The sequence below is a fragment of the Haloferax mediterranei ATCC 33500 genome, assembly GCF_000306765.2.
Lineage (GTDB): Archaea > Halobacteriota > Halobacteria > Halobacteriales > Haloferacaceae > Haloferax > Haloferax mediterranei.
Window position 1 is genome coordinate 211,860 of record NC_017941.2, and the last position, 18,187, is coordinate 230,046.

General features: G+C 62.7%; 17 protein-coding genes and 1 pseudogene. 9 read left to right on the forward strand and 9 right to left on the reverse strand.

Annotated elements, in window-relative coordinates; all coding sequences use genetic code 11:
* Positions 1-47 precede the first annotated feature (47 nt).
* From HFX_RS01110 to HFX_RS01135, 6 genes are all read left to right on the forward strand, one after another.
* On the forward strand, positions 48-5,504 hold the full coding sequence (locus HFX_RS01110) for an LAGLIDADG family homing endonuclease (RefSeq protein ID WP_004058379.1): 5,457 nt from the start codon (positions 48-50) through the stop codon (positions 5,502-5,504).
* A 1-nt stretch (position 5,505) separates the two neighbouring features.
* Positions 5,506-5,808 (forward strand): DUF7854 family protein, encoded by a 303-nt coding sequence (locus HFX_RS01115; RefSeq protein WP_004058377.1) that lies wholly within the window; start codon positions 5,506-5,508, stop codon positions 5,806-5,808.
* 154 nt (positions 5,809-5,962) lie between these two features.
* Positions 5,963-6,301: a DUF7855 family protein gene (locus HFX_RS01120; RefSeq protein ID WP_004058375.1), complete on the forward strand. Its 339-nt coding sequence runs from the start codon at positions 5,963-5,965 to the stop codon at positions 6,299-6,301.
* The gene (locus HFX_RS01125) at positions 6,298-7,245 is read left to right on the forward strand and encodes a DUF7856 family protein (RefSeq protein WP_004058373.1); all 948 of its coding nucleotides are present in this window, start codon (positions 6,298-6,300) and stop codon (positions 7,243-7,245) included. The genes HFX_RS01120 and HFX_RS01125 overlap by 4 nt, the downstream gene beginning before the upstream one ends.
* A gap of 80 nt (positions 7,246-7,325) precedes the next feature.
* A complete protein-coding gene (locus HFX_RS01130) occupies positions 7,326-8,213 on the forward strand; it encodes a DUF7857 domain-containing protein (protein ID WP_004058371.1) in 888 nt (295 codons plus the stop codon).
* Entirely contained in the window at positions 8,210-8,872 is a 663-nt protein-coding gene (locus HFX_RS01135; protein WP_004058369.1) for an AAA family ATPase, read from the forward strand. The genes HFX_RS01130 and HFX_RS01135 overlap by 4 nt, the downstream gene beginning before the upstream one ends.
* An 83-nt stretch (positions 8,873-8,955) precedes the next feature.
* On the opposite strand, the gene HFX_RS01140 is transcribed toward HFX_RS01135, so the two are convergent.
* The gene (locus tag HFX_RS01140) at positions 8,956-9,822 is read right to left on the reverse strand and encodes a transcription initiation factor IIB (protein WP_004058367.1); all 867 of its coding nucleotides are present in this window, start codon (positions 9,820-9,822) and stop codon (positions 8,956-8,958) included.
* A gap of 162 nt (positions 9,823-9,984) precedes the next feature.
* Here HFX_RS01140 and HFX_RS01145 point away from each other — a divergent pair, with 162 nt between their 5' ends.
* Positions 9,985-10,506, forward strand: coding sequence for a DUF7858 family protein (locus HFX_RS01145; protein WP_004058365.1), 522 nt, complete (start codon positions 9,985-9,987; stop codon positions 10,504-10,506).
* A 95-nt stretch (positions 10,507-10,601) separates the two neighbouring features.
* Here HFX_RS01145 and HFX_RS01150 read toward each other — a convergent pair whose 3' ends face one another.
* From HFX_RS01150 to HFX_RS01180, 8 genes are all read right to left on the reverse strand, one after another.
* Positions 10,602-11,345 (reverse strand): P-loop NTPase family protein, encoded by a 744-nt coding sequence (locus tag HFX_RS01150; RefSeq protein ID WP_004058363.1) that lies wholly within the window; start codon positions 11,343-11,345, stop codon positions 10,602-10,604.
* A 96-nt stretch (positions 11,346-11,441) separates the two neighbouring features.
* The gene (locus tag HFX_RS01155) at positions 11,442-11,861 is read right to left on the reverse strand and encodes an HIT family protein (RefSeq protein ID WP_004058361.1); all 420 of its coding nucleotides are present in this window, start codon (positions 11,859-11,861) and stop codon (positions 11,442-11,444) included.
* A 330-nt stretch (positions 11,862-12,191) separates the two neighbouring features.
* Entirely contained in the window at positions 12,192-12,353 is a 162-nt protein-coding gene (locus HFX_RS19570; RefSeq protein ID WP_155844689.1) for a hypothetical protein, read from the reverse strand.
* 57 nt (positions 12,354-12,410) lie between these two features.
* Entirely contained in the window at positions 12,411-13,034 is a 624-nt protein-coding gene (locus HFX_RS01160; protein ID WP_004058358.1) for a uracil-DNA glycosylase, read from the reverse strand.
* A 6-nt stretch (positions 13,035-13,040) separates the two neighbouring features.
* Positions 13,041-13,271 (reverse strand): DUF7860 family protein, encoded by a 231-nt coding sequence (locus HFX_RS01165; protein ID WP_049917449.1) that lies wholly within the window; start codon positions 13,269-13,271, stop codon positions 13,041-13,043.
* A 78-nt stretch (positions 13,272-13,349) separates the two neighbouring features.
* The gene (locus HFX_RS01170; protein WP_004058354.1) at positions 13,350-14,201 is read right to left on the reverse strand and encodes a ribose-phosphate diphosphokinase; all 852 of its coding nucleotides are present in this window, start codon (positions 14,199-14,201) and stop codon (positions 13,350-13,352) included.
* Between the two features lie 60 nt (positions 14,202-14,261).
* Positions 14,262-15,083: an HVO_0234 family beta-propeller protein gene (locus tag HFX_RS01175; protein ID WP_004058353.1), complete on the reverse strand. Its 822-nt coding sequence runs from the start codon at positions 15,081-15,083 to the stop codon at positions 14,262-14,264.
* A gap of 95 nt (positions 15,084-15,178) precedes the next feature.
* Positions 15,179-15,523: a hypothetical protein gene (locus HFX_RS01180; RefSeq protein ID WP_014732067.1), complete on the reverse strand. Its 345-nt coding sequence runs from the start codon at positions 15,521-15,523 to the stop codon at positions 15,179-15,181.
* 124 nt (positions 15,524-15,647) lie between these two features.
* Between HFX_RS01180 and HFX_RS01185 the strand changes: the two genes are divergently transcribed.
* Together HFX_RS01185 and HFX_RS20540 are read left to right on the forward strand one after the other, a co-directional pair.
* The gene (locus HFX_RS01185; protein ID WP_004058350.1) at positions 15,648-16,778 is read left to right on the forward strand and encodes a tRNA (guanine(26)-N(2))-dimethyltransferase; all 1,131 of its coding nucleotides are present in this window, start codon (positions 15,648-15,650) and stop codon (positions 16,776-16,778) included.
* Positions 16,779-16,844: 66 nt separating this feature from the next.
* Positions 16,845-18,187 (forward strand): annotated as a pseudogene (locus HFX_RS20540) (YihY/virulence factor BrkB family protein).

The window sequence follows — 18,187 nt, forward strand, 5'->3', positions numbered from 1 at the left end:
TCCGGACGACGAAGGTTCTTAACCGATTGGGGACATACCCCTGTCCGATGGCGCAGGCCCCGCAGAATCGAGACCTTACAGAGCGGTTCATCGAGTTCTACCGCAATTACTATCGAGAGGAAATCGGGACGCTCGCACAGCAGTACCCGAAAGAAAAGCGCTCCCTGTATATCGACTACGACGACCTGTACAGGTTCGACGCCGAACTCGCCGACGACTACATCACGAAACCCGGGCAGTACCAGGAGTACGCCGAGGAGGCGCTTCGCCTGTTCGACCTACCCGCGGACGTCAAACTCGGACAGGCGCACGTCCGGATGCGGAACCTTCCGGACACCGTCGATATCCGGAATATTCGAGTCAACGACGACCACATCGGCACCCTCATCGGCGTCCAGGGAATCGTCCGGAAAGCGACGGACGTGCGCCCGAAGATTACGGAAGCCGCGTTCGAGTGCCAGCGCTGCGGGACGATGAGTTACATCCCGCAGGGTGACGGCGGTTTTCAGGAACCACACGAGTGTCAGGGATGCGAGCGTCAGGGGCCGTTCCGCATCGACTTCGACCAGTCGAACTTCGTCGATTCGCAGAAACTGCGCGTCCAAGAGTCTCCCGAAGGCCTGCGCGGGGGCGAGACGCCACAGAGTATCGACATCAACCTCACCGACGACGTGACCGGGGAGGTCACCGCCGGTGACCACGTTACCGCCGTCGGCATCCTCCACATCGAACAACAGACCTCGGGCAACGAGAAGACGCCAGTCTTCGACTACTACATGGAGGGCATCTCGCTCGCTATCGAGGACGAGGAGTTCGAGGATATGGAGATTACCGACGAGGACGTGGCTCAAATCGTCGAACTCTCCAACAAGCCCGACATCTACGAGGAGATGACCGACTCCGTGGCCCCGGCCATCTACGGCTACGACCAGGAGAAACTCGCCATGATTCTCCAACTCTTCTCGGGTGTCACGAAGCACCTTCCCGACGGGTCTCGGATTCGCGGTGACCTGCACATGCTTCTGATAGGGGACCCTGGTACAGGGAAGTGCGTCACCGGCGACACGCGGGTAACGCTTGCCGATGGGCGCGACGTACCGATTCGAGAGTTGGTCGAGTCGAATCTCGACGACCCGAAACCAATCGACGACGGTGTGTGGGACAGCGCGAACTTCGAGGTCCCATCTCTCGCCCCCGACGGGACGTTGACCTCCCGGCAGGCGACGAAAGTTTGGAAGCGCGAAGCGCCGGACCACTTGCTGCGCATCCGAACGAACACCGGACGGGAACTCACAGCGACCCCATCTCATCCGCTTTTCATCCGCGACGAGGGGATGACTGCTGCCGTTCGTTCCGACGAATTGACCGAGGGAGAATTCGTCGCAGCACCGCGCTCACTCCCAATGACCGGGACCGACGACCTTGCGGTCGAATTCCGCCGGTCGAAGTCGTACAACGCGGTTCGTCTGGACCTGCCGGACGAGTGGACGCCGTGGCTTGCTCGGCTCGTTGGCTACATCGTTGCAGAGGGGTACGTCGAACAGCGCGACGATGCCACTGGGTTCGTCTCTGTGACGAACAACGACCGCGAGGTGTTGGACGACGTAGCTGACGCATTCGACCGATTGGGACTGAACTATTTCGAGCGGTCGCCCCACGATGGGAAATCCGCTCGTGAGATTATCTGTGGCTCTGGCGAGTTCGTCAGCTTCCTCGCAAACCTCTCACCTTCACTTCTCGCAGGCTCCGACAGCCAACGCATCCCTGAGGCGGTGGTGTCTGCGAGTTCTGAAACCGGACGAGCGTTCGTCCGTGCATTTATCGAAGGCGAAGGCCACGTCTCGGCAACGCAGCGAGAAATAACTGTCGCGTCGATGAGTCGGGAACTCCTCGAAGACGTCCGGACGCTCCTTCTCGCGTCGGGCATCAGTTCACAACTCCACCCGCGGCACAACGGAAGCTACCGGCTCCGTATCAGCGGCGACGACTTTGCGAGATACGTCGCACGGATTGGGTTCATCACCGAGCGAAAATCGGTTGCGTGCGACGAATACGCTGCTGTCGAAGAAAACACCAATTCCGATCTCGTCCCGGCTGGCGGGGAGCTTCGTGAACTTCGTGAGACGCTCGGACTGACGCAGGCTGACTGTGGGCTACCAAGGTCGACGTATCAGCACTACGAACGCGGCGACCGTAACCCAAGCCGTGAAAGTCTCTCGCGCGTCGTCTCTTCGTTCGAGGACGCGCTTCGAACTGCCGACAGTGTCGGCTCGTCTGCCCTCGCGGATGGCGGCATGTCTGTTGCAGACCATGTTTCAGAACTCCGATCGCTCGTCGATGGCGACATCGGATGGGAGCGAATCGACTCTATCGAGCGCGTCGAACCCGCCGAAAAATGGGTCTACGACCTCGAAGTCGAAGGCACCCACAGCTACGTTTCCAACGGGCTCGTCTCGCATAATTCTCAGATGCTGTCATATATTCGAAATATCGCGCCGCGTTCTGTCTACACCTCCGGGAAGGGTTCTTCGTCAGCAGGGCTCACCGCTGCGGCGGTTCGCGACGATTTCGGTGACGGCCAGCAGTGGACGCTCGAAGCGGGTGCCCTCGTGCTTGCGGACAAGGGGATTGCGGCTGTCGACGAGCTTGACAAGATGCGGTGTGTGACTGGCGACTCCCTCGTCCACCTCGCTGACGGGGGAATCAAACGCATCAGAGACCTTGCACACGACGCTGCATGTGAGGGGTCTATCGAGGAATTACCGAACGGTCGAACGATTCGGAACGTCGACGCAGAAGCGTGGACGATGACTGAGGACGGGAGATTGGTGACTCGACCGGTCACGGCTATCCATGAATACGATGCACCGGATGAACTGACACAGATAACGTTGCAGTCCGGTGAGCAACTCACCGCGATTCACGACCACCCGTTCATCACGTTCGAAAACGGTGAGCGTGTAGAGAAGCCCGCAGCAGATGTCTCCCCCGGCGATTGGGTCTACGTCCCGTGTCACCTCTCTCCCCGAGCGACGGATGGGGGCGTCCTAACTGCCGAATCGACCGCTGAGGCGACGATCACTGCCACCGAAGACGAACTCTCCCCTGCGTTTGGTGCCATACTCGGCTACCTTTCCGGCGACGGGAACGTGTATTACAACCGTGAGGCGGGCTCCTACGGTATCCGATTCACCAACAAGGAGGAGGAACTGCTCGCCGACTTCGAGCAGGTCTGTCGCGACACCTTCGGTGTGGAACCGGTTCGCCCCCCGTCTGAACAGCGTGACGACGGCGTCGAGACCGTACGGCTACCGGGCCGTGAGTACGCTGACGCGGTACTTGATGCCGGGATGAACCTCGAAATCTATGATGGAAAAGCGTTCCCGGCTGCCGTTTCGGAGGCTTCGCTGGCGGCGAAAGCGGCGTTCGTGCGCGCGATGGCTGATAGCGAAGGGTGTGTCGATACCGATTCCGGCAACGTCAAAATCAGCTCTTCCAGCTACGAACTGCTGCTCGGAATCAAGAGTCTCCTCTTGGAGTTCGGCGTCACGACGCAGATTCAGCACCGCGAACGCTCTGGTAAACGGAACTTGTACGTACTTGCGGTGACAGCAGCAGACTCCCTCCGGCGGTTCAACCGCCATATCGGATTCACACTGGAACGCAAACAATCGGCGCTTGACGAGGTCTGTGAGTCCGTCTCGGGTGACCGAACGATTCTCGACGTGATTCCGAACTGTGGAGGGGTACTATCGTCGCTCCGCGAGTCGCTACGGCTTCACGTCTCCGAATGCGGACTCGTCGATTCGACCTACTGCAACTTCGAGAACGAGGACGCGAACATCTCGTTCTCATGTGCTCGAACGGTTCTCGACGCGTTTGAGAGTCGAATGTCACAGGCCGAGTCAGACGTCTCGCAACTCTCTGAACCGTGTGACTGGGCGACGATTTCGATTGTTAAAGAACGTTACCACGTCTCTCAGTCTGAGTTGGCAGTGGGAACTTCGTTCAGCCAGCAACAGATCTCTCGGCTCTGGGGTACGGACGACGAACTCAGAGCAGTCACGAGAGGCCGGCTCCGTGAAATCGTTGAATCAGTCGCTGACACGGACCTCGAATCGATCCGACGACTCGTTCGGGGTGATGTCAAGTGGAGACGCGTGAAGGCTGTCGAAACAGTCGACGAGAGCGATGCCGACGACCGAATTCGGCTACTAAAACACGAGCTTGCGGACCTCCTCGGCGTCGAGGGTGATGCGGCCGTCGAACACGCACAGCAGCTGTTAGATCACGAACCGCGTGCAGACGACTGGAGCGAACTTCGTTCCGAACTCGAACGCCACGGTGTCTCTTTCGCTGACATCGCGCGCGACCTCGATGTTGCTGGCTCGACCGTCTCGCGGTGGTTCAACGGCGTCGTCGAGACGGACCGGTTTACTGACGTGGTTGAGGTGGCAAACGCGCGCTTCTCCGACATTCGTTCGGATGCTCGACGCCTTCTCGATGCCATCGGGTCCCGTTCGAAGCCAAAGGTGTACGACCTGACTGTCGAGGGAACGCACAACTTCGTCGCCAATGGAATGGTCGTGCACAACTCCGAAGACCGTTCGGCTATGCACGAAGCGCTCGAACAACAGCAGATTTCGGTCTCCAAGGCGGGTATCAACGCGACGCTCAAATCGCGTTGTTCGCTCCTCGGCGCGGCAAACCCGAAGTACGGTCGCTTCGACCAGTACGAATCCATCGGCGAGCAAATCGACCTCGAACCGGCGCTTATCTCTCGATTCGACCTCATCTTCACGGTCACGGACAACCCCGACCCCGACACCGACTCCGAACTCGCAGAACACATTCTCAAGACGAACTACGCCGGTGAGTTGAACACCCAACGGACGAACGTCGCCAACTCCGAGTTCACAGAAGACCAGATTGACGCCGTCACCGACGAGGTCGCACCGACTATCGACGCGGAACTCCTTCGCAAGTATATCGCCTACGCGAAGCGGACCTGTTACCCGACGATGACGGAGGAAGCAAAGAACGTCATCCGCGACTTCTACGTCGACTTCCGCGCTCGCGGGGCCGACGAAGACGCCCCCGTTCCCGTGACAGCCCGGAAACTCGAAGCGCTCGTCCGCCTTGGCGAGGCATCCGCCCGCGTCCGCCTCTCGGACAAAGTGACCCGCGAGGACGCTGAGCGCGTCACCAGCATCGTCGAGTCGTGTCTCCGCGATATCGGCATGGACCCCGAAACCGGCGAATTCGACGCCGACATCGTGGAGACGGGTCGCTCGAAGACCCAGCGCGACCGTATCAAGAACCTGCTCGAACTCATCCGCACTATGCAGGAGGAGTACGAGGAGGGCGCGCCGCACGAAGAGGTCGTCGAACGCGCCAACACCGAGTTGAACATGGACGAAAAGACCGTCATCGACCAACTGGAGAAGCTCAAGATGAAAGGCGATATCTACGAACCACGCGGCGACGTCTACCGGGCGACATAATATGGACCGAATCTCAGCCCTCCGAAACATCGAAGACGCCATCCGCGACCTCGAATCGGGCGAGGCGGACCTCGCCAGTACCGAGCGACGCGTCGTAACCGTCCTCCGAACGTTTGCAACCGAGTTCGAGTCCGACACCGGTGACGAAACGCTCGAGGCGTGGAAAGCCGTCGGCGACGACCGCGCGGAAGGTATCGTCGTCCTCGCCGCCACCGAAGACGAGGCGACGACGCGCGTGCAAGACCTGCTGACCAACGCGACCGACGACGGGGACGACGTGTCCTTCTCGGTCGAGCGCGTCTAACCGCAGGACGACGGTTCGGCAGCGCAACAGTTAGGGAACAACAGTTCGGCAATGCGGTCGCCTGGAAAACCAACAATTCGGAAACAAGACGGCTCAACAACACGAAATACGGCACGTCGAACGATTTTTCTTCCGACTCTGTGACGGGGTGTTCGTGCTGTTGGTCGTGACTTACTCGCAGGCGGCGCGGACGACGCTTCGAAACATCTGTCGGAGCCACGAGGACGTTGTCGTTCGTCGACTCGGACGCGCCGCGTTGTTCGACGAGACGGAGTTGGCCGCCTTCCTTGCACTGCGACTCCGCGAGAAACACGATGCTGACGTGCAGATAGAGCGGACTGCGCCGTTCAACGAGTTTACGACCGTTCCTGAGTCGGTCCGCGAGGCGGCTGAAGCGTACGAGGCCCGTGATTCACCGGCGACGCCGTACAGCAAGTTCGCCACGGGAACCGACTACCCGTCCGCGTCGGAAATGCGAGACCGAGAACTATGAGGATTCGACTCCCCGACGGAACTGTTCGAGCGGGCCGTACTTCCGACCTGTCTGACGTCGGCCTCGACCCCGCCGCGGTGGTGGACGCGGTTCGAACTCCCGACGGAGCGGGCGACGACATTCAGTCCCCCGCCGCAACCGATAGCGGACTCTGGGTCGACTGTCCGACTCCGGGACCGGGCTACGACCGACTCGCTCGAATTCCGGTTCCTGAATCACCACCGTCACGAGGCCAACTCCTCGTCGCAGTTGGCCGGTCACGCGGACTGCAAACACCGGTTGACGACGAACTCGCCCAACTCGAAGCGCGACTTGCCGAACACGAGGGCCAAACTGAAGACGACTCCCCTGACCACATCGTACCGTCCGCATCTGAACTCCGGGAAGCGCGCCGCCGGGTCGCCGCCGCTGGAGACGACCAAACCCGACTCCGAGAACGCGTAGCGACGCTCCGCGGACGGCTCAACGCCCACCGCGAGGCCGGAGACGACGCGTCAGCGGCCTCCACGCAGTCGGAACTCGTAGAAATAGCCACGAAACTCTCCGAGGTGGAGACAGAGCGAATCGCGGCCGAACAGCGGTTGGAAGCGCTCGAACGCGCTGCCCGGCGCGCTCGCGACGGACGAGAAGAACGTCTTCGACTCCACGATGCGATTGCAAATCGGCGGCGTGAACGCCGGTCATACTTCTGTGCCGAACTCAGCGAGGAGTTCGATGATACTGTTCGCGAACTCACTGCGGAGTTCTTCGAGCCGACTGATGCTGCTTCGGACGCGAGCTCGAATTCAAACTCAAATTCGAACCCGAACCGAAGTTCGGTCGTAGACGCCCTCGCTGCCGTCCGTCTCGCTGATCTGGACGCACCGGTCGTCCTGACGCGTCGGTTCTTCGGTGACGTTGAGACCGCCGCACGTTGGCTCGATACACCCGTTATCCGGTGTTGAGTCGTCAAACTCCGATTCACGTCTCAGTCTTGGGTCGCTCCAGGCATCGATTTATATACCATAAGGCGGCCAGCCCCGCCATGCACTCCGATGTCGACGTAACCGTCGTGGACGACGTAGTCCTCGTGACGGTCAGATTCGACAACGCCGCGCCGGTCGACCAGCGCGTTCGCCTCCAGAACCGTCTCGATGGTCCGGTTCTCCCACCTCGTCGGGCCGGTGTCCCGGCCCCCGGCTGGGACGACGACGGGTTCGAGGGCGTCGTCCCCGCCGAATCGACAGTTGCACTCGGGTACGCTTGCCCGTTGTCTCCATCCGGGCCGGACCTCAGTGGCGACGTAGACCCGGCGACTGTCGTCGATATCGACGTTCTTGGCCGGGCGGACGAGACAGACGAACAGGACCGGTCGACTGCTGCGGACGCGATTCGGGAACTCGGTGCGTCTCGCCCGCCCGCAGACGCGGTTCCAGCGCCGACCTCGGAGTCTCCCTCGACTGCCGACAGCACGGTTGTCCCCGAGTCGGAAGCGTCAGTTCGCGGCCCAACCGACGCCGACGTCGCGGCGGCAGTCGCCGATACCCATGGTGAGGGAGAAAGCGACTGCTCCGAGTCTGAGACCGTGGGTCCTTCTGCGCCTTCGGCGACACCCCCGGCAGTAGACGCTGCGCAAATAGACTCGGACGCGACTGCAGACCCGATACCGACGGCACCCGACGCCGACCAACACCTCGATTCTTCGTTTCTCGCTGCTGTGGCGCGCCGAATCGAACTGGCTGAACAACTCGATGGCGCATCAGTTGACGCGGCGGCGACGGCGCTTTCCACCTCGGACGCCAGCATCGAGGACGTAGAATCACTCGATGCGGACCGCGCTCAACTGCGGCGACTGGCCGAACGTGCGACGACGCTTGCCGACCGAGCGGCCGACGCCGACCCCGACATCGAAGCACTCCGGAGGCTCGCATGATTCTCGCCGTCGTCTCCGGCAAGGGCGGCGTCGGTAAGTCGACGCTGTCGTTCGAACTCGGTGCGGCCTTGGATGCTGTCGTCGTAGACGCCGACCTCGGGATGGCGAACCTTCCGTACGCACCCGGCCCGGACCTCCACGACGTGCTCGCGGGCCGTGCCGACCCGACCGAAGCGGTCCGCGAGGGTGCACCAGTCTCGATTCTCCCCTGCGGACGGACACTCGCCGGTGCCCGCGCGGCCGACGTGCGCCGCCTCGATGATGTACTCCACGCGGTCGAAGCCGCGTACGGAACTGTCGTCGTGGACTGCCCAGCCGGAATGCGCGCCAACGCGGGAGTACCGCTCGCTATCGCGGATGCCTGTGTCGTCGTCGCGTCGCCGAAACGGTACGCGCTGGCCGACGCGGTCCGAACCCGTGAACTCGCTCGGGAGCTTGGATGCGGTCTCGCTGCTGTCGCGGTCAACCGAACCGTCGACGACCCGCCGCTCGACGCCTTCGCCGACGTACTCGGCGCACCAGCGACGGCGATTCCAGCTGATACTCGTCTCAGCGAGGCTGTCGACCGATTCGAACCAGTCGTCACCGCGTCGCCGAACAGTCTGCCCAGTACTCGGATTCGAGAACTCGCATCGGCAGTTCGCGTCTGTGGTCGGTGAGAAGAAGCGTCGTTTTTGTCGCGTCTATCGGTAGTTCGTTTGTCGGTCGTTTCCCGGCGGTATCGCGCCTCGAATAAACTGCTTCAGTCGCGGAGGGCCACGTACGTCTTGCGGAGCGTCACGGGAGTCACGTCGGCCACGTCGGCGGCGTCCGATTGCGTGCAGTCTTCGCCGAGGTCGCGAGCGGCCGTGTAGAGACACGCTGCGGCGACGCCACAGGGGTTCTTGCCAGCGACGAGACCGTCATCGCGCGCTTCGGCGACGTACTCGCGCGCCCGGCGTTCGGTGTCGCGGTCGAGGTCGAGTTTCGTCGCGAATCGCGGCAGGTACTCGGTCGGGTCAGCGGGCGCGACGGGGAGACCGAGGTCGCGGTTGAGGGCGCGGTAGGCCGCTTGGTGCTCGGATTCCGTCGATTTCGAGACGTCGCAGACTTCCTCGACGCTCCGGGAGATTCCGGCGACGCGGCAGGCGGCGTAGACACAGGCGGCGGCGAACCCTTCGAGCGACCGGCCGCGGAGGAGGTCTTCGTTCTGCGCCGATTCGAACAGCGAACAGGCCTGGTCGCGGATGTGGTTTGGCAGACCGAGTGCACCCGTCACGCGACGGATTTCGGTGAAGGCGTACACCTGATTCCGCTCGCGCTTCGAGGAGATTCGAGCGCGATTGTGCTGACGGCGCAGACGGGCGAACTTCCGACGCTTACGACCTTTGATACGCGTCGACCGACCGATTTCGGTCGAGAGGCCGCGGTCGTGACGGGACCGAGTGAGTGGTGCGCCCGTACGGGCGGGGTTTCGGTCGTCGTCGGCGAACGAGCGCCACTCGGGACCGTGGTCGATGCGGTACTCCGAGACGACGAGTCCGCAGTCGGTACAGACTGTCTCGCCGGCTTCGGCGCCGAGGTGTCCATCGCATTCGGGGCAACCCTGGGGGGAACGTGCTTCGCTCATCACATTTGAAAATCAGTTCTGAAGAGGTATTTAAACACAGGTTGGAACGGGCCATTTCACCCATATTCGGGAGGTAGAGCCTACCGGTAATCGGTAGGTTACAGTATCTAATTTGATATCGATTAGCAACGCTTTTGTTTGGAAGGACGAGACCACCGAGCGATGGGGCTGTCGGATATTGCCGCTGAACTGGAGACAACGACAACCGAACAGCGCCCGCGTTACGTACCGACTGTCGATGATACCGGTGTTTCACTCCGCGAGCGTTTCGACGCACACGCAGACGCGCTCCCCTGCGCGCCTGCGACAGCGGAGCGGGTTGTCGAAGCACACGGGTCAGGCAGATCGCTCGGTGAGTGCGCGCGCGAAGCGGGTGTCGCCCCAGTCACGGCAGCGAAAGTGTTGCATCGCTGTGGCGAAGCGGGCGTGACCCCCCTCGCCCCCGAAGCGCGACGCATCGTCCGCGACTGGATAGACGGACACATCTCGCGCGCCGACGCGCTCGCGCTCACCAAAGCAGAGCCGTCGGAGTTCGCCCTCGCGACCTACGTCGAGACGCACGACCCCATCGACCCCCTCGTCGAAGCCGTCGAGGGCGCGCTTACAGACCGCACCGACGCGGCGGTCGCAAAGCGCGATTCATTGGCCGAGACCATGAGCTCGGTCACCGATATGCAGTTCTAACACGGGACAAACGCCTCCCCACCCACCTCCCGTTTTGTACACTTCGAGCTGATAGCTTCCGTTCTGTCCCGAAGAGAAGACGCCGCAAACGGTTTTCAGCGACGGATGTATTCGCCGACAGATGTGAGAACGCTGCCGGATTTCGTCACCGAGTCCAATTCTTCGTCGAGGAGCACCGACGCGACAGCCGCGATACTCGCCGCGAGTTCGCGGTCATCGCGACACGCTGGCGCGTCTGCGATAACGTCCGACTCGGTTTCAGGAACGATAGCATCGGCATCGCCGAGCGACCCGAACGTCGAAACAACGGCGTCGACTTCGGTACCGATGTCGGCGACGCGTGCGGTAAGCCGACCGACGGCGTCTGCTCCTCGGGCGGTTGCCGGTGCGACGAGCGCAACCCGGTCACAGGCCGTCGCGGCGGCGACCGTCGGGTTCGATGTGAGCAACGGTGCGTCGACGAGTACGTGGTCGAACTCGCCTGCGGCCTCGTCGATGCGTCCTTCGAACGCCTGCGCCGCATCGGGTGTCATCGCACGCGCCAGTCGCTCGAACGGGGCCGCTGCCGGACAGACTGCCACGCGCCCATCCGCGGAGGTGTCAAAGTCGACAAGCCCCGCCGTGAGCGGTTCGTCGGCCGCGTCGGTTACGAGCGCCGTCGCGTCGGGGTCGAGCGGACCAGAAACGTAGTCTGAGAGTCCCTGCGTCGCAAACGCCGTGTCGAGGACGGCGACATCGCGTCCGTCCGTGGCGAGTGCCGTTGCAAGTTCGAGTGTGAGTCGCGTCGCGCCCGCGCCGCCGGTTGCCCCGACGAGCGCCGTGGTGGTCGGAATGGTCATACCGCGACTGGTTCGGTTCTCTGATTAATAGCTTCGGTCAGTCTATCGATTTTGAGACCGGGAGCGACCGATTGGCGCGTGAAAATGGTGGCTCGCCTAGAGGTCGGAGATATCCGATTCGATATCGTCCATCTCCTCGTCCGAGAGGTCGGGCCGTTTGCCCGCAACGGCGTGGATGGGGTTGCCGCCGTCGTCTTCGAATCGGGGGATGATGTGGGCGTGGACGTGTTCGACTTCCTGTCCCGCGGCGGGACCGTTGTTGAGGCCGATGTTCGTCGCGTCGGCGTCGACTGCTTCCTCGACTCGTGGGACGAGTTCGTCGACCGTGCGGAAGAGGTCTTCCGAAATTTCGTCCGGGAGGTCGTCGAGCCGGGCGTAGTGGTCCTTCGGCACGACGAGCGTGTGGCCCGGTGCGAGCGGGTTCACGTCGAGGAACGCCAGCGAGTGTTCGGTCTCGTGGACGATTCGACCGTGGATGTCGCGCGCGGCGATGGCGCAGAAGATGCAGTCGGACATTGGTTGGATGTTGCGTGGCGAGAAAATGAAAGTTCGGTCCGATTCTTATACGGTGTTTCCTCTGTCGGTGGTTGATTCGGCCGTGTCTATGGAGTCGGCGATTCAGTGAACACCTCGAAAGCCCCCGCGGCGAGGACTCGGGGGCCTCGCTGCGGTCCTCGGCCTTCGGCCTGCGGTCCTTGCTTCGGCCACCTTCGTCCTCGCCGCGGCCCCTTTCAGTCCCACCCCGTGGATTGGTGGGCAGTCGTCGCTGGTGATTGAGTGGGCAGTCGTCGCTGGTGATTGAGTGGGCAGTCGTCGTTCGGTGGTTGGAAGAGCAGTCGTCGCAACTCACTTCGTCTCATCTGATTTCGCGCTGGCGACTCCGCGTCGGAACTGTGCGCTGGCTTTCGAGACGCCGCGTTTAACCGCGCTCCCGGTTAGTTCCAGCAGTTTCAACAGCGGGCGGACGACCACGTCGAGAATCAGGTCCGCAATGATGTCGTCGAGCATCGATTCTGTTGTTTCATAGTCAGTTCTTACTGATGAGCGTTTGGCATCTCTCGTACGCTAGGGGAGCAACCCAGACAACTCCTCGAAATACTCGTCCAACTCGTACCCGAGACGCGACAGCCACACGTCGCGGTACGAGGGGTGGAGCAGCGGAACAATCGTGTAGTCGAATCGCTCGCTTTCGACGGGGTCGAGCACGGTATCGAGGAATCCACCGAGTGTCCGGTCGTCGAGTGAGAAGACGCTCTCCGTGGCGTGGCGTCCGGTCGGAACTACCACGTCGGGGTCGATTGTTTCGAGTTCGGTCACGAGGTGGTCCAGACAGTTCGCCTTCTCGTCGGCGCTGGGTGCCCGGTTCGACCCCTCACCATCTGAGGGGAAGCACTTGACCGCGTTCGTGTAGAACACGCTGTCTTCGTAGCCGACGGTGGCCATCGTCTCCCGAATCCTGCGCCCGGAGTGCTGAGCCGTGTAGGACATGCCGGTCCAGTTACCGCCTTGCCAGCGGTTCGCGTCGGGATTGCCCGCGCCGGGTGCTTCGCCGACGACGACGACGGTCGAATCTCGGGGACCGACGCCCCACGAAATCCGGTTTCGGCACTCGACTAGCGCCGGACACCGGGTGCAGTCGCTTTCTGTGACGAGTCGGTTCTCGGCGTCGGGAAACCGTGGGTCGGTCATCGGCGCTTATTCCGTCAGCGGAAGCACGATGCCGAAGATAATGGGCGAAAAGAGCACGAGGAGGATGCCGAGCCATTCGGCGTCGAAAAAGAGCGTGCGCTCCCAGCCGGGGATGTGGCCGCCAGTCATCGCCAGTGCTGCTTTCGCGCCGATAGCGCCGAACAGGAAGAGAACGAGTCCGAGGCTGACGCCAGTCTTGGTCAAACGTGGGTAATCGAGATTTCCGTAACGTCCCATATCACTCTGAGATAGGCGAAACGAGAAAATCGTTTCGCGAGAGTGTGTGAAATGGTATCAACCGGGTGCCCGGAGAACTCACCGAGAGAGTGCGTCGGCGACGATGGGCGCGACAGAGACGTCGCTCACGTCGCGTTCGATGGTGTCGGTGCCGATGACGCGTTCGATGCCGGCGCGGCAGAGTTTCGTGCGAGCGTTGCGAGCGAGAAGCGGATGAACGGTGGCACAGAAGACGCGCTTGGCACCCCCATCGGCGAGGACGGAGACGGCCTTACTCATGGTCGTGCCGGTGGCGATGATGTCGTCTGTGATGACCACGTCTCGCCCCTCGAAGTCGGCGTCGCTCGGCGTAATCTCCACCTCGGTTCCGGAGTGGCGAACCTTCTCGAAGTAGTCGGTTTCGCCCGCGCCGTAGGCGTCGCGGACGGTCTCTGCGATACTGATGGCTCCCGAGTCGGGCGAGAGGAAAAGCGGGTCGTCGAGGCTCGGAAGCGGTTCGGCCAGTTGTCCGGCGGCGTCGACGATGTCCACGGGCACGTCGAAGAAGTCGGCAACGGCGTCTTCGTGGGGATTGACGAGGACGACGCGGTCGGTCGTCGTGCTCACGGCGCGAGCGACGGCGCGGGCCGAGACGGGGTGACCGGGCTCGAACGCCTTGTCCTGCCGGGCGTAACCCATGTACGGGATGACCGTCGTGACCTCCGTCGCGCCGGCCTCGCGGACGGCGTCTTGGAGTTGTAGCAGTTCGATATAGGCGTCGTTGCTGACGGTGCTGGCGACGATAGTCGCTTCGTCGGCGTCGAAATCGGGGACCGCCGCGAGCGTCTCGCCGTCCGGGAACCGGTCGTACTCGACGGCCGAAATCGACTCGCCGAGTTCAGACGCGAGCGCGGCCGTGAGTGCCTGCGAAGATGCGCCGGGTACGAGCATACTGGTGCGTCTCTTCTGGGGGGTAAAACCGCTTTTCGTTGCGTTCAGCCACGATGCGTGTCAGCGAACCGCGACGCCGACGGCGTCGAGACCGAGTACCTGCGTTCGCCAATCGGACGCCGTCGTCCGAACACAGAACGTGCCCACGTCGGTTACGGCGTAAACAGCCCGCGCGTCGTGTGCGAGCGCGACGACCGTCTCGTCCATCGGAATCGGGTCGGAAACCCACACCTCGCCTTCGCGCGAGACGATACCATCCGGGCCGACGGCGTGGGCGCGACCGTCGGGCATCGACGCGACCGCTGTCATCCGCCCGTCGATTGCGTCCATCCAGCCGTTTCCGAGCGTGTACAGTCCGAACTCAGTTGCGGCGAGCGGCGTTCCCTCCGCAGCGCCGAGTCGACCGGCGGGGTCCGACACGTCGTGTGCGTCGTCGAGACCGACGTGTGTCAGCCCCTCATCGCTGATGCGGTAGACGCCGTCTTCGGCCGCGACGAGACTTCCGTCGAGCGCCCGAACCTCGCCAACTTCGCCGATGTCGGTCCAGCCAGATTCGTCGAAGCGGGCGATACGGCCCGTCTCGTCGGCGGCGACGACTCTGTTACGGTGGAAGCCGACGGTCGTCGTGGGACCGAAGCCGAGTTCGTGGTAGTCGTCGCCCTGCACCAAGAGCACGTCGTCGGCAGTAGCGACGGCGACTTCGCCCGGCGAGCCAGCCACGTCTCGCGGGTCACAGCGATGGTCGATACGGAATCCCCCGACGAGGTTGTCGGACACGTCGACACCCACAACACCCACGCTGGCGGCGACGTACACCGTCTTCTTCCCCGTCTTGTCAGCGTACACCCGTTTCTCGTCGATGGAGAGGTCGAAATCAGCCATCCGTTGGTCTGCAGTTCGGTGCGGGGTTCGGAAAGGATTGTGGTCGTTCTCGGGGGTCAGTGACGGCTGAGAAACGGCGTCGAAATTCGAAGTCGCTACAGAAATTCCCGCACGTCGGAGTACCACATATCGTGGTGGTCGAGTTCGCCGAGGGCTTCGGCGACATCGACCGCGAGCACGTGCCAGCAGCGTTCGCCCTCGTCGGGGTCGAGATTGTAGATGGTGTCTTTGCACGTACACCCGCGGCCTTCGACTACGTATTCGTCGTCGTAGCCGACGACCACGTCGAAGTCGCGGTAGCGCTTCACCCGTCGCTCGGAGACGGCCTCGATGGCCGTGACGCCGCGGTCGCCGTGGGCGTCAACGATGGCCTGCACGATTGGCGGCGAGAGTTCTCCGGTTTCGGAGAGGGCTGCTCGCCAGTCGTCGACCGTATCCACGTCCGTGCCTTCGTCGCTGCCGCTGAAAACGCATTCGATGCCACCAGCGGGCACAGTAGCTAGCATTTGCGAGCACCCCACGACGCATCGCAACCGGTTTCCGCCCGCGCGGGCGACTCCGGGTATGCACGTGAGCGAGGGAGGCGTCGAAATCGAGGTGCCTGATGCCCGTGACGGGGCATCCGAGGGGACCGGTGACGATGTCTTCTACAACCCCACACAGGAGTTGAACCGAGACGTGACGGTGGCCGTCCTCCGGGCCTTCAGTGAGCGCGAACCCCGCGCCGAGTCCTACCTCGACGCGATGGCTGCTTCCGGCATCCGCGGCGTCCGCGCCGCCGCCGAGGGCTACGACGTGACCTGCGCCGACCTCGACGCCGACGCCGTCGAACTCGCCCAGCACAACCTCGACCGCGCCGGCAACGGCGGCGAGGCAGTCCTCCGAAACGCCAACGCGCTCATGTACGACTCCGTCTTCGACGTGGTCGACCTCGACCCGTTCGGCACGCCGATTCCCTTTGCCGACCCCGCGTTCGCCAACACGCGCGACCTCGTCTGCGTCACCGCGACCGACACCGCGCCGCTCTGTGGCGCACACCAGAAAAGCGGCATCCGAAAGTACGGCTGTCTCCCACAGAACACCGACTACCACCCCGAGATGGGTCTCCGCGTGCTCCTCGGCGCGATGGTCCGCACCGCCGCTCGCTACGACAAGGCCGCGGTCCCGATTCTCTCGCATGCGACCCGTCACTACGCGCGGGCCTACCTCGAACTCGACGAGCGAGCGACGAAAGCCGACGAACTCCTCGAATCGACCGGTTTCGTCTACCACTGCGAGGACTGTCTCCATCGCGAGGCCGAATACTCGCTCGTCGCACACCCGCCCGAAGAGTGCGCGAACTGCGGGTCGACTCGCATCCTCGAAGCCGGACCCATCTGGCTCGGTCCCGTCTCGGAACCCGAATTCGTCGACTCCGTCCGCGACGAGGTAACTGACGACTTCGGCACCGCGAAACGCGCCCGCAAACTCCTCGACACCCTCGCTGTCGAACTCGACACCCCGACGCACTTCGACCAACACCGCCTCTGCAAACTCTGGGGCCGCTCGGCCTCGAAGATGGACGAATTCATCGACACGCTCCGCGACGCCGGGTTCGACGCCACGCCCGCTCACTACCACGGTACCGCGTTCAAGACCGACGCAACAGTCGCGGAGATTCGTGAGGCAACTGCCGCACTCGACCCGGAAGCCTGAGTTATCGGGTCAACTTCGCCCGTTTTCGGGCTAGCTTCTTTGCTCTCGGTGTCGTTTTCATGATACGTGAGTGCTCAGATTCGGACTGTCGTTCCTGTGGCCCGGGCCATCATCGACACGGCTCGGGAAAAGGAAATCTCCTTTCTCGCGGCGAGTATCTCGTACTATACGCTCGTCTCGCTCATTCCGCTTCTCGTCCTCGGCGTCGTCGTCACGACTGCGGTCGGCGGCGAGGCACTCCAAACCCAACTGCAATCGATTGTCGACCAGTATCTGCTTCCGGCAGGACAGGGCCTTGTCGAGGAAGCGCTGTCGGACCGAGCCGGACAGGGAAGCGTCGGAGCGGTCAGTCTCGGTCTGACTCTTTGGGGTGCACTGAAACTCTTTCGCGGCCTCGACATCGCCTTCTCACGAATCTATGGCTCGGAAGCGGGCGGCCTTGTCGACCAACTCCGTGATGGGAGTATTGCCCTCGGTAGCATCGGTCTCGGGACCCTCGGTGTCGCAGCCTTGACCGCGCTTCTCAGTTTTCTTCAGGTGCCGTTCGTCCAGTTTCTCTCGCCGCTTCTCTTGCTTCTCACGCTGTGTGCGGCGTTCTTCCCACTGTACTACGTCTTTCCCGATGTGGGTCTCTCGGCGCGACAGGTCGTTCCAGGAACGGTCTTTGCGGCGGTCGGCTGGACCGCACTCGGCATCGGCTTCGGTATCTACGCGCAGGTCGCCGGGTCGTCCGTCGCGGGCGCGCTGGGCTCAATCTTGCTCCTCGTGACGTGGTTCTACTTCTCTGGCCTCATCCTCCTTTTCGGTGCGGTCATCAACGCCGTCACCGCCGGGGTGGTCAACAGCACGTGACGCTCAGAACCAGGCGACCGCCCGGGGGGCCCGGCGGAATGGACCGGCAGGTACAACATACGGGAGTTCGACATGACGGTCGTACGGATATGAGCGACGACCGAGGTGACACAGATGGTCCACGGACGGGCGACGACGCCGACGACGAGCACCAGACCGGCGCGTCCGTCTCCCCGCGTGGCGCTCCCGACATCGAGGAGTTGGAATCGCAGGTCGAGGAACTCCGTGCGGACCTCGATGCATTCGAGTCCGACGTAACCGACCGGACGGTCGAAAAGCCCAAACTCGAAGCCGAGTTGAAGCGGTACGTCCGCCGTCGGATGCGCCGCGGGAAAGCCAGAGGCTGGGGTCCCTACATCGTCCTCGGCTACGGCGTCGTCCTCACGCTCGGCGCGTTCTACTACCTCAACTCGGACCTCATCGCGGTCGTAGCCATGCTCATCATCTTCCTTTCGACGCTCGGACTCTACGTCCTGTTCGTCATCTTTGGCATCGGCCTAAACGCGCTTGGCGTGCCCGGACGCGCTATCGACGCCGTTCGAGAACGTCGTAGCTGA

Coding starts and splice junctions, on each gene's coding strand:
- HFX_RS01110 (WP_004058379.1), top strand. CDS start 48: ATGGCGCAGGCCCCGCAGAATCGAGACCTTACAGAGCGGTTCATCGAG.
- HFX_RS01115 (WP_004058377.1), top strand. CDS start 5,506: ATGGACCGAATCTCAGCCCTCCGAAACATCGAAGACGCCATCCGCGAC.
- HFX_RS01125 (WP_004058373.1), top strand. CDS start 6,298: ATGAGGATTCGACTCCCCGACGGAACTGTTCGAGCGGGCCGTACTTCC.
- HFX_RS01130 (WP_004058371.1), top strand. CDS start 7,326: ATGCACTCCGATGTCGACGTAACCGTCGTGGACGACGTAGTCCTCGTG.
- HFX_RS01135 (WP_004058369.1), top strand. CDS start 8,210: ATGATTCTCGCCGTCGTCTCCGGCAAGGGCGGCGTCGGTAAGTCGACG.
- HFX_RS01140 (WP_004058367.1), bottom strand. CDS start 9,822: ATGAGCGAAGCACGTTCCCCCCAGGGTTGCCCCGAATGCGATGGACAC.
- HFX_RS01145 (WP_004058365.1), top strand. CDS start 9,985: ATGGGGCTGTCGGATATTGCCGCTGAACTGGAGACAACGACAACCGAA.
- HFX_RS01150 (WP_004058363.1), bottom strand. CDS start 11,345: ATGACCATTCCGACCACCACGGCGCTCGTCGGGGCAACCGGCGGCGCG.
- HFX_RS01155 (WP_004058361.1), bottom strand. CDS start 11,861: ATGTCCGACTGCATCTTCTGCGCCATCGCCGCGCGCGACATCCACGGT.
- HFX_RS19570 (WP_155844689.1), bottom strand. CDS start 12,353: ATGCTCGACGACATCATTGCGGACCTGATTCTCGACGTGGTCGTCCGC.
- HFX_RS01160 (WP_004058358.1), bottom strand. CDS start 13,034: ATGACCGACCCACGGTTTCCCGACGCCGAGAACCGACTCGTCACAGAA.
- HFX_RS01165 (WP_049917449.1), bottom strand. CDS start 13,271: ATGGGACGTTACGGAAATCTCGATTACCCACGTTTGACCAAGACTGGC.
- HFX_RS01170 (WP_004058354.1), bottom strand. CDS start 14,201: ATGCTCGTACCCGGCGCATCTTCGCAGGCACTCACGGCCGCGCTCGCG.
- HFX_RS01175 (WP_004058353.1), bottom strand. CDS start 15,083: ATGGCTGATTTCGACCTCTCCATCGACGAGAAACGGGTGTACGCTGAC.
- HFX_RS01185 (WP_004058350.1), top strand. CDS start 15,648: ATGCACGTGAGCGAGGGAGGCGTCGAAATCGAGGTGCCTGATGCCCGT.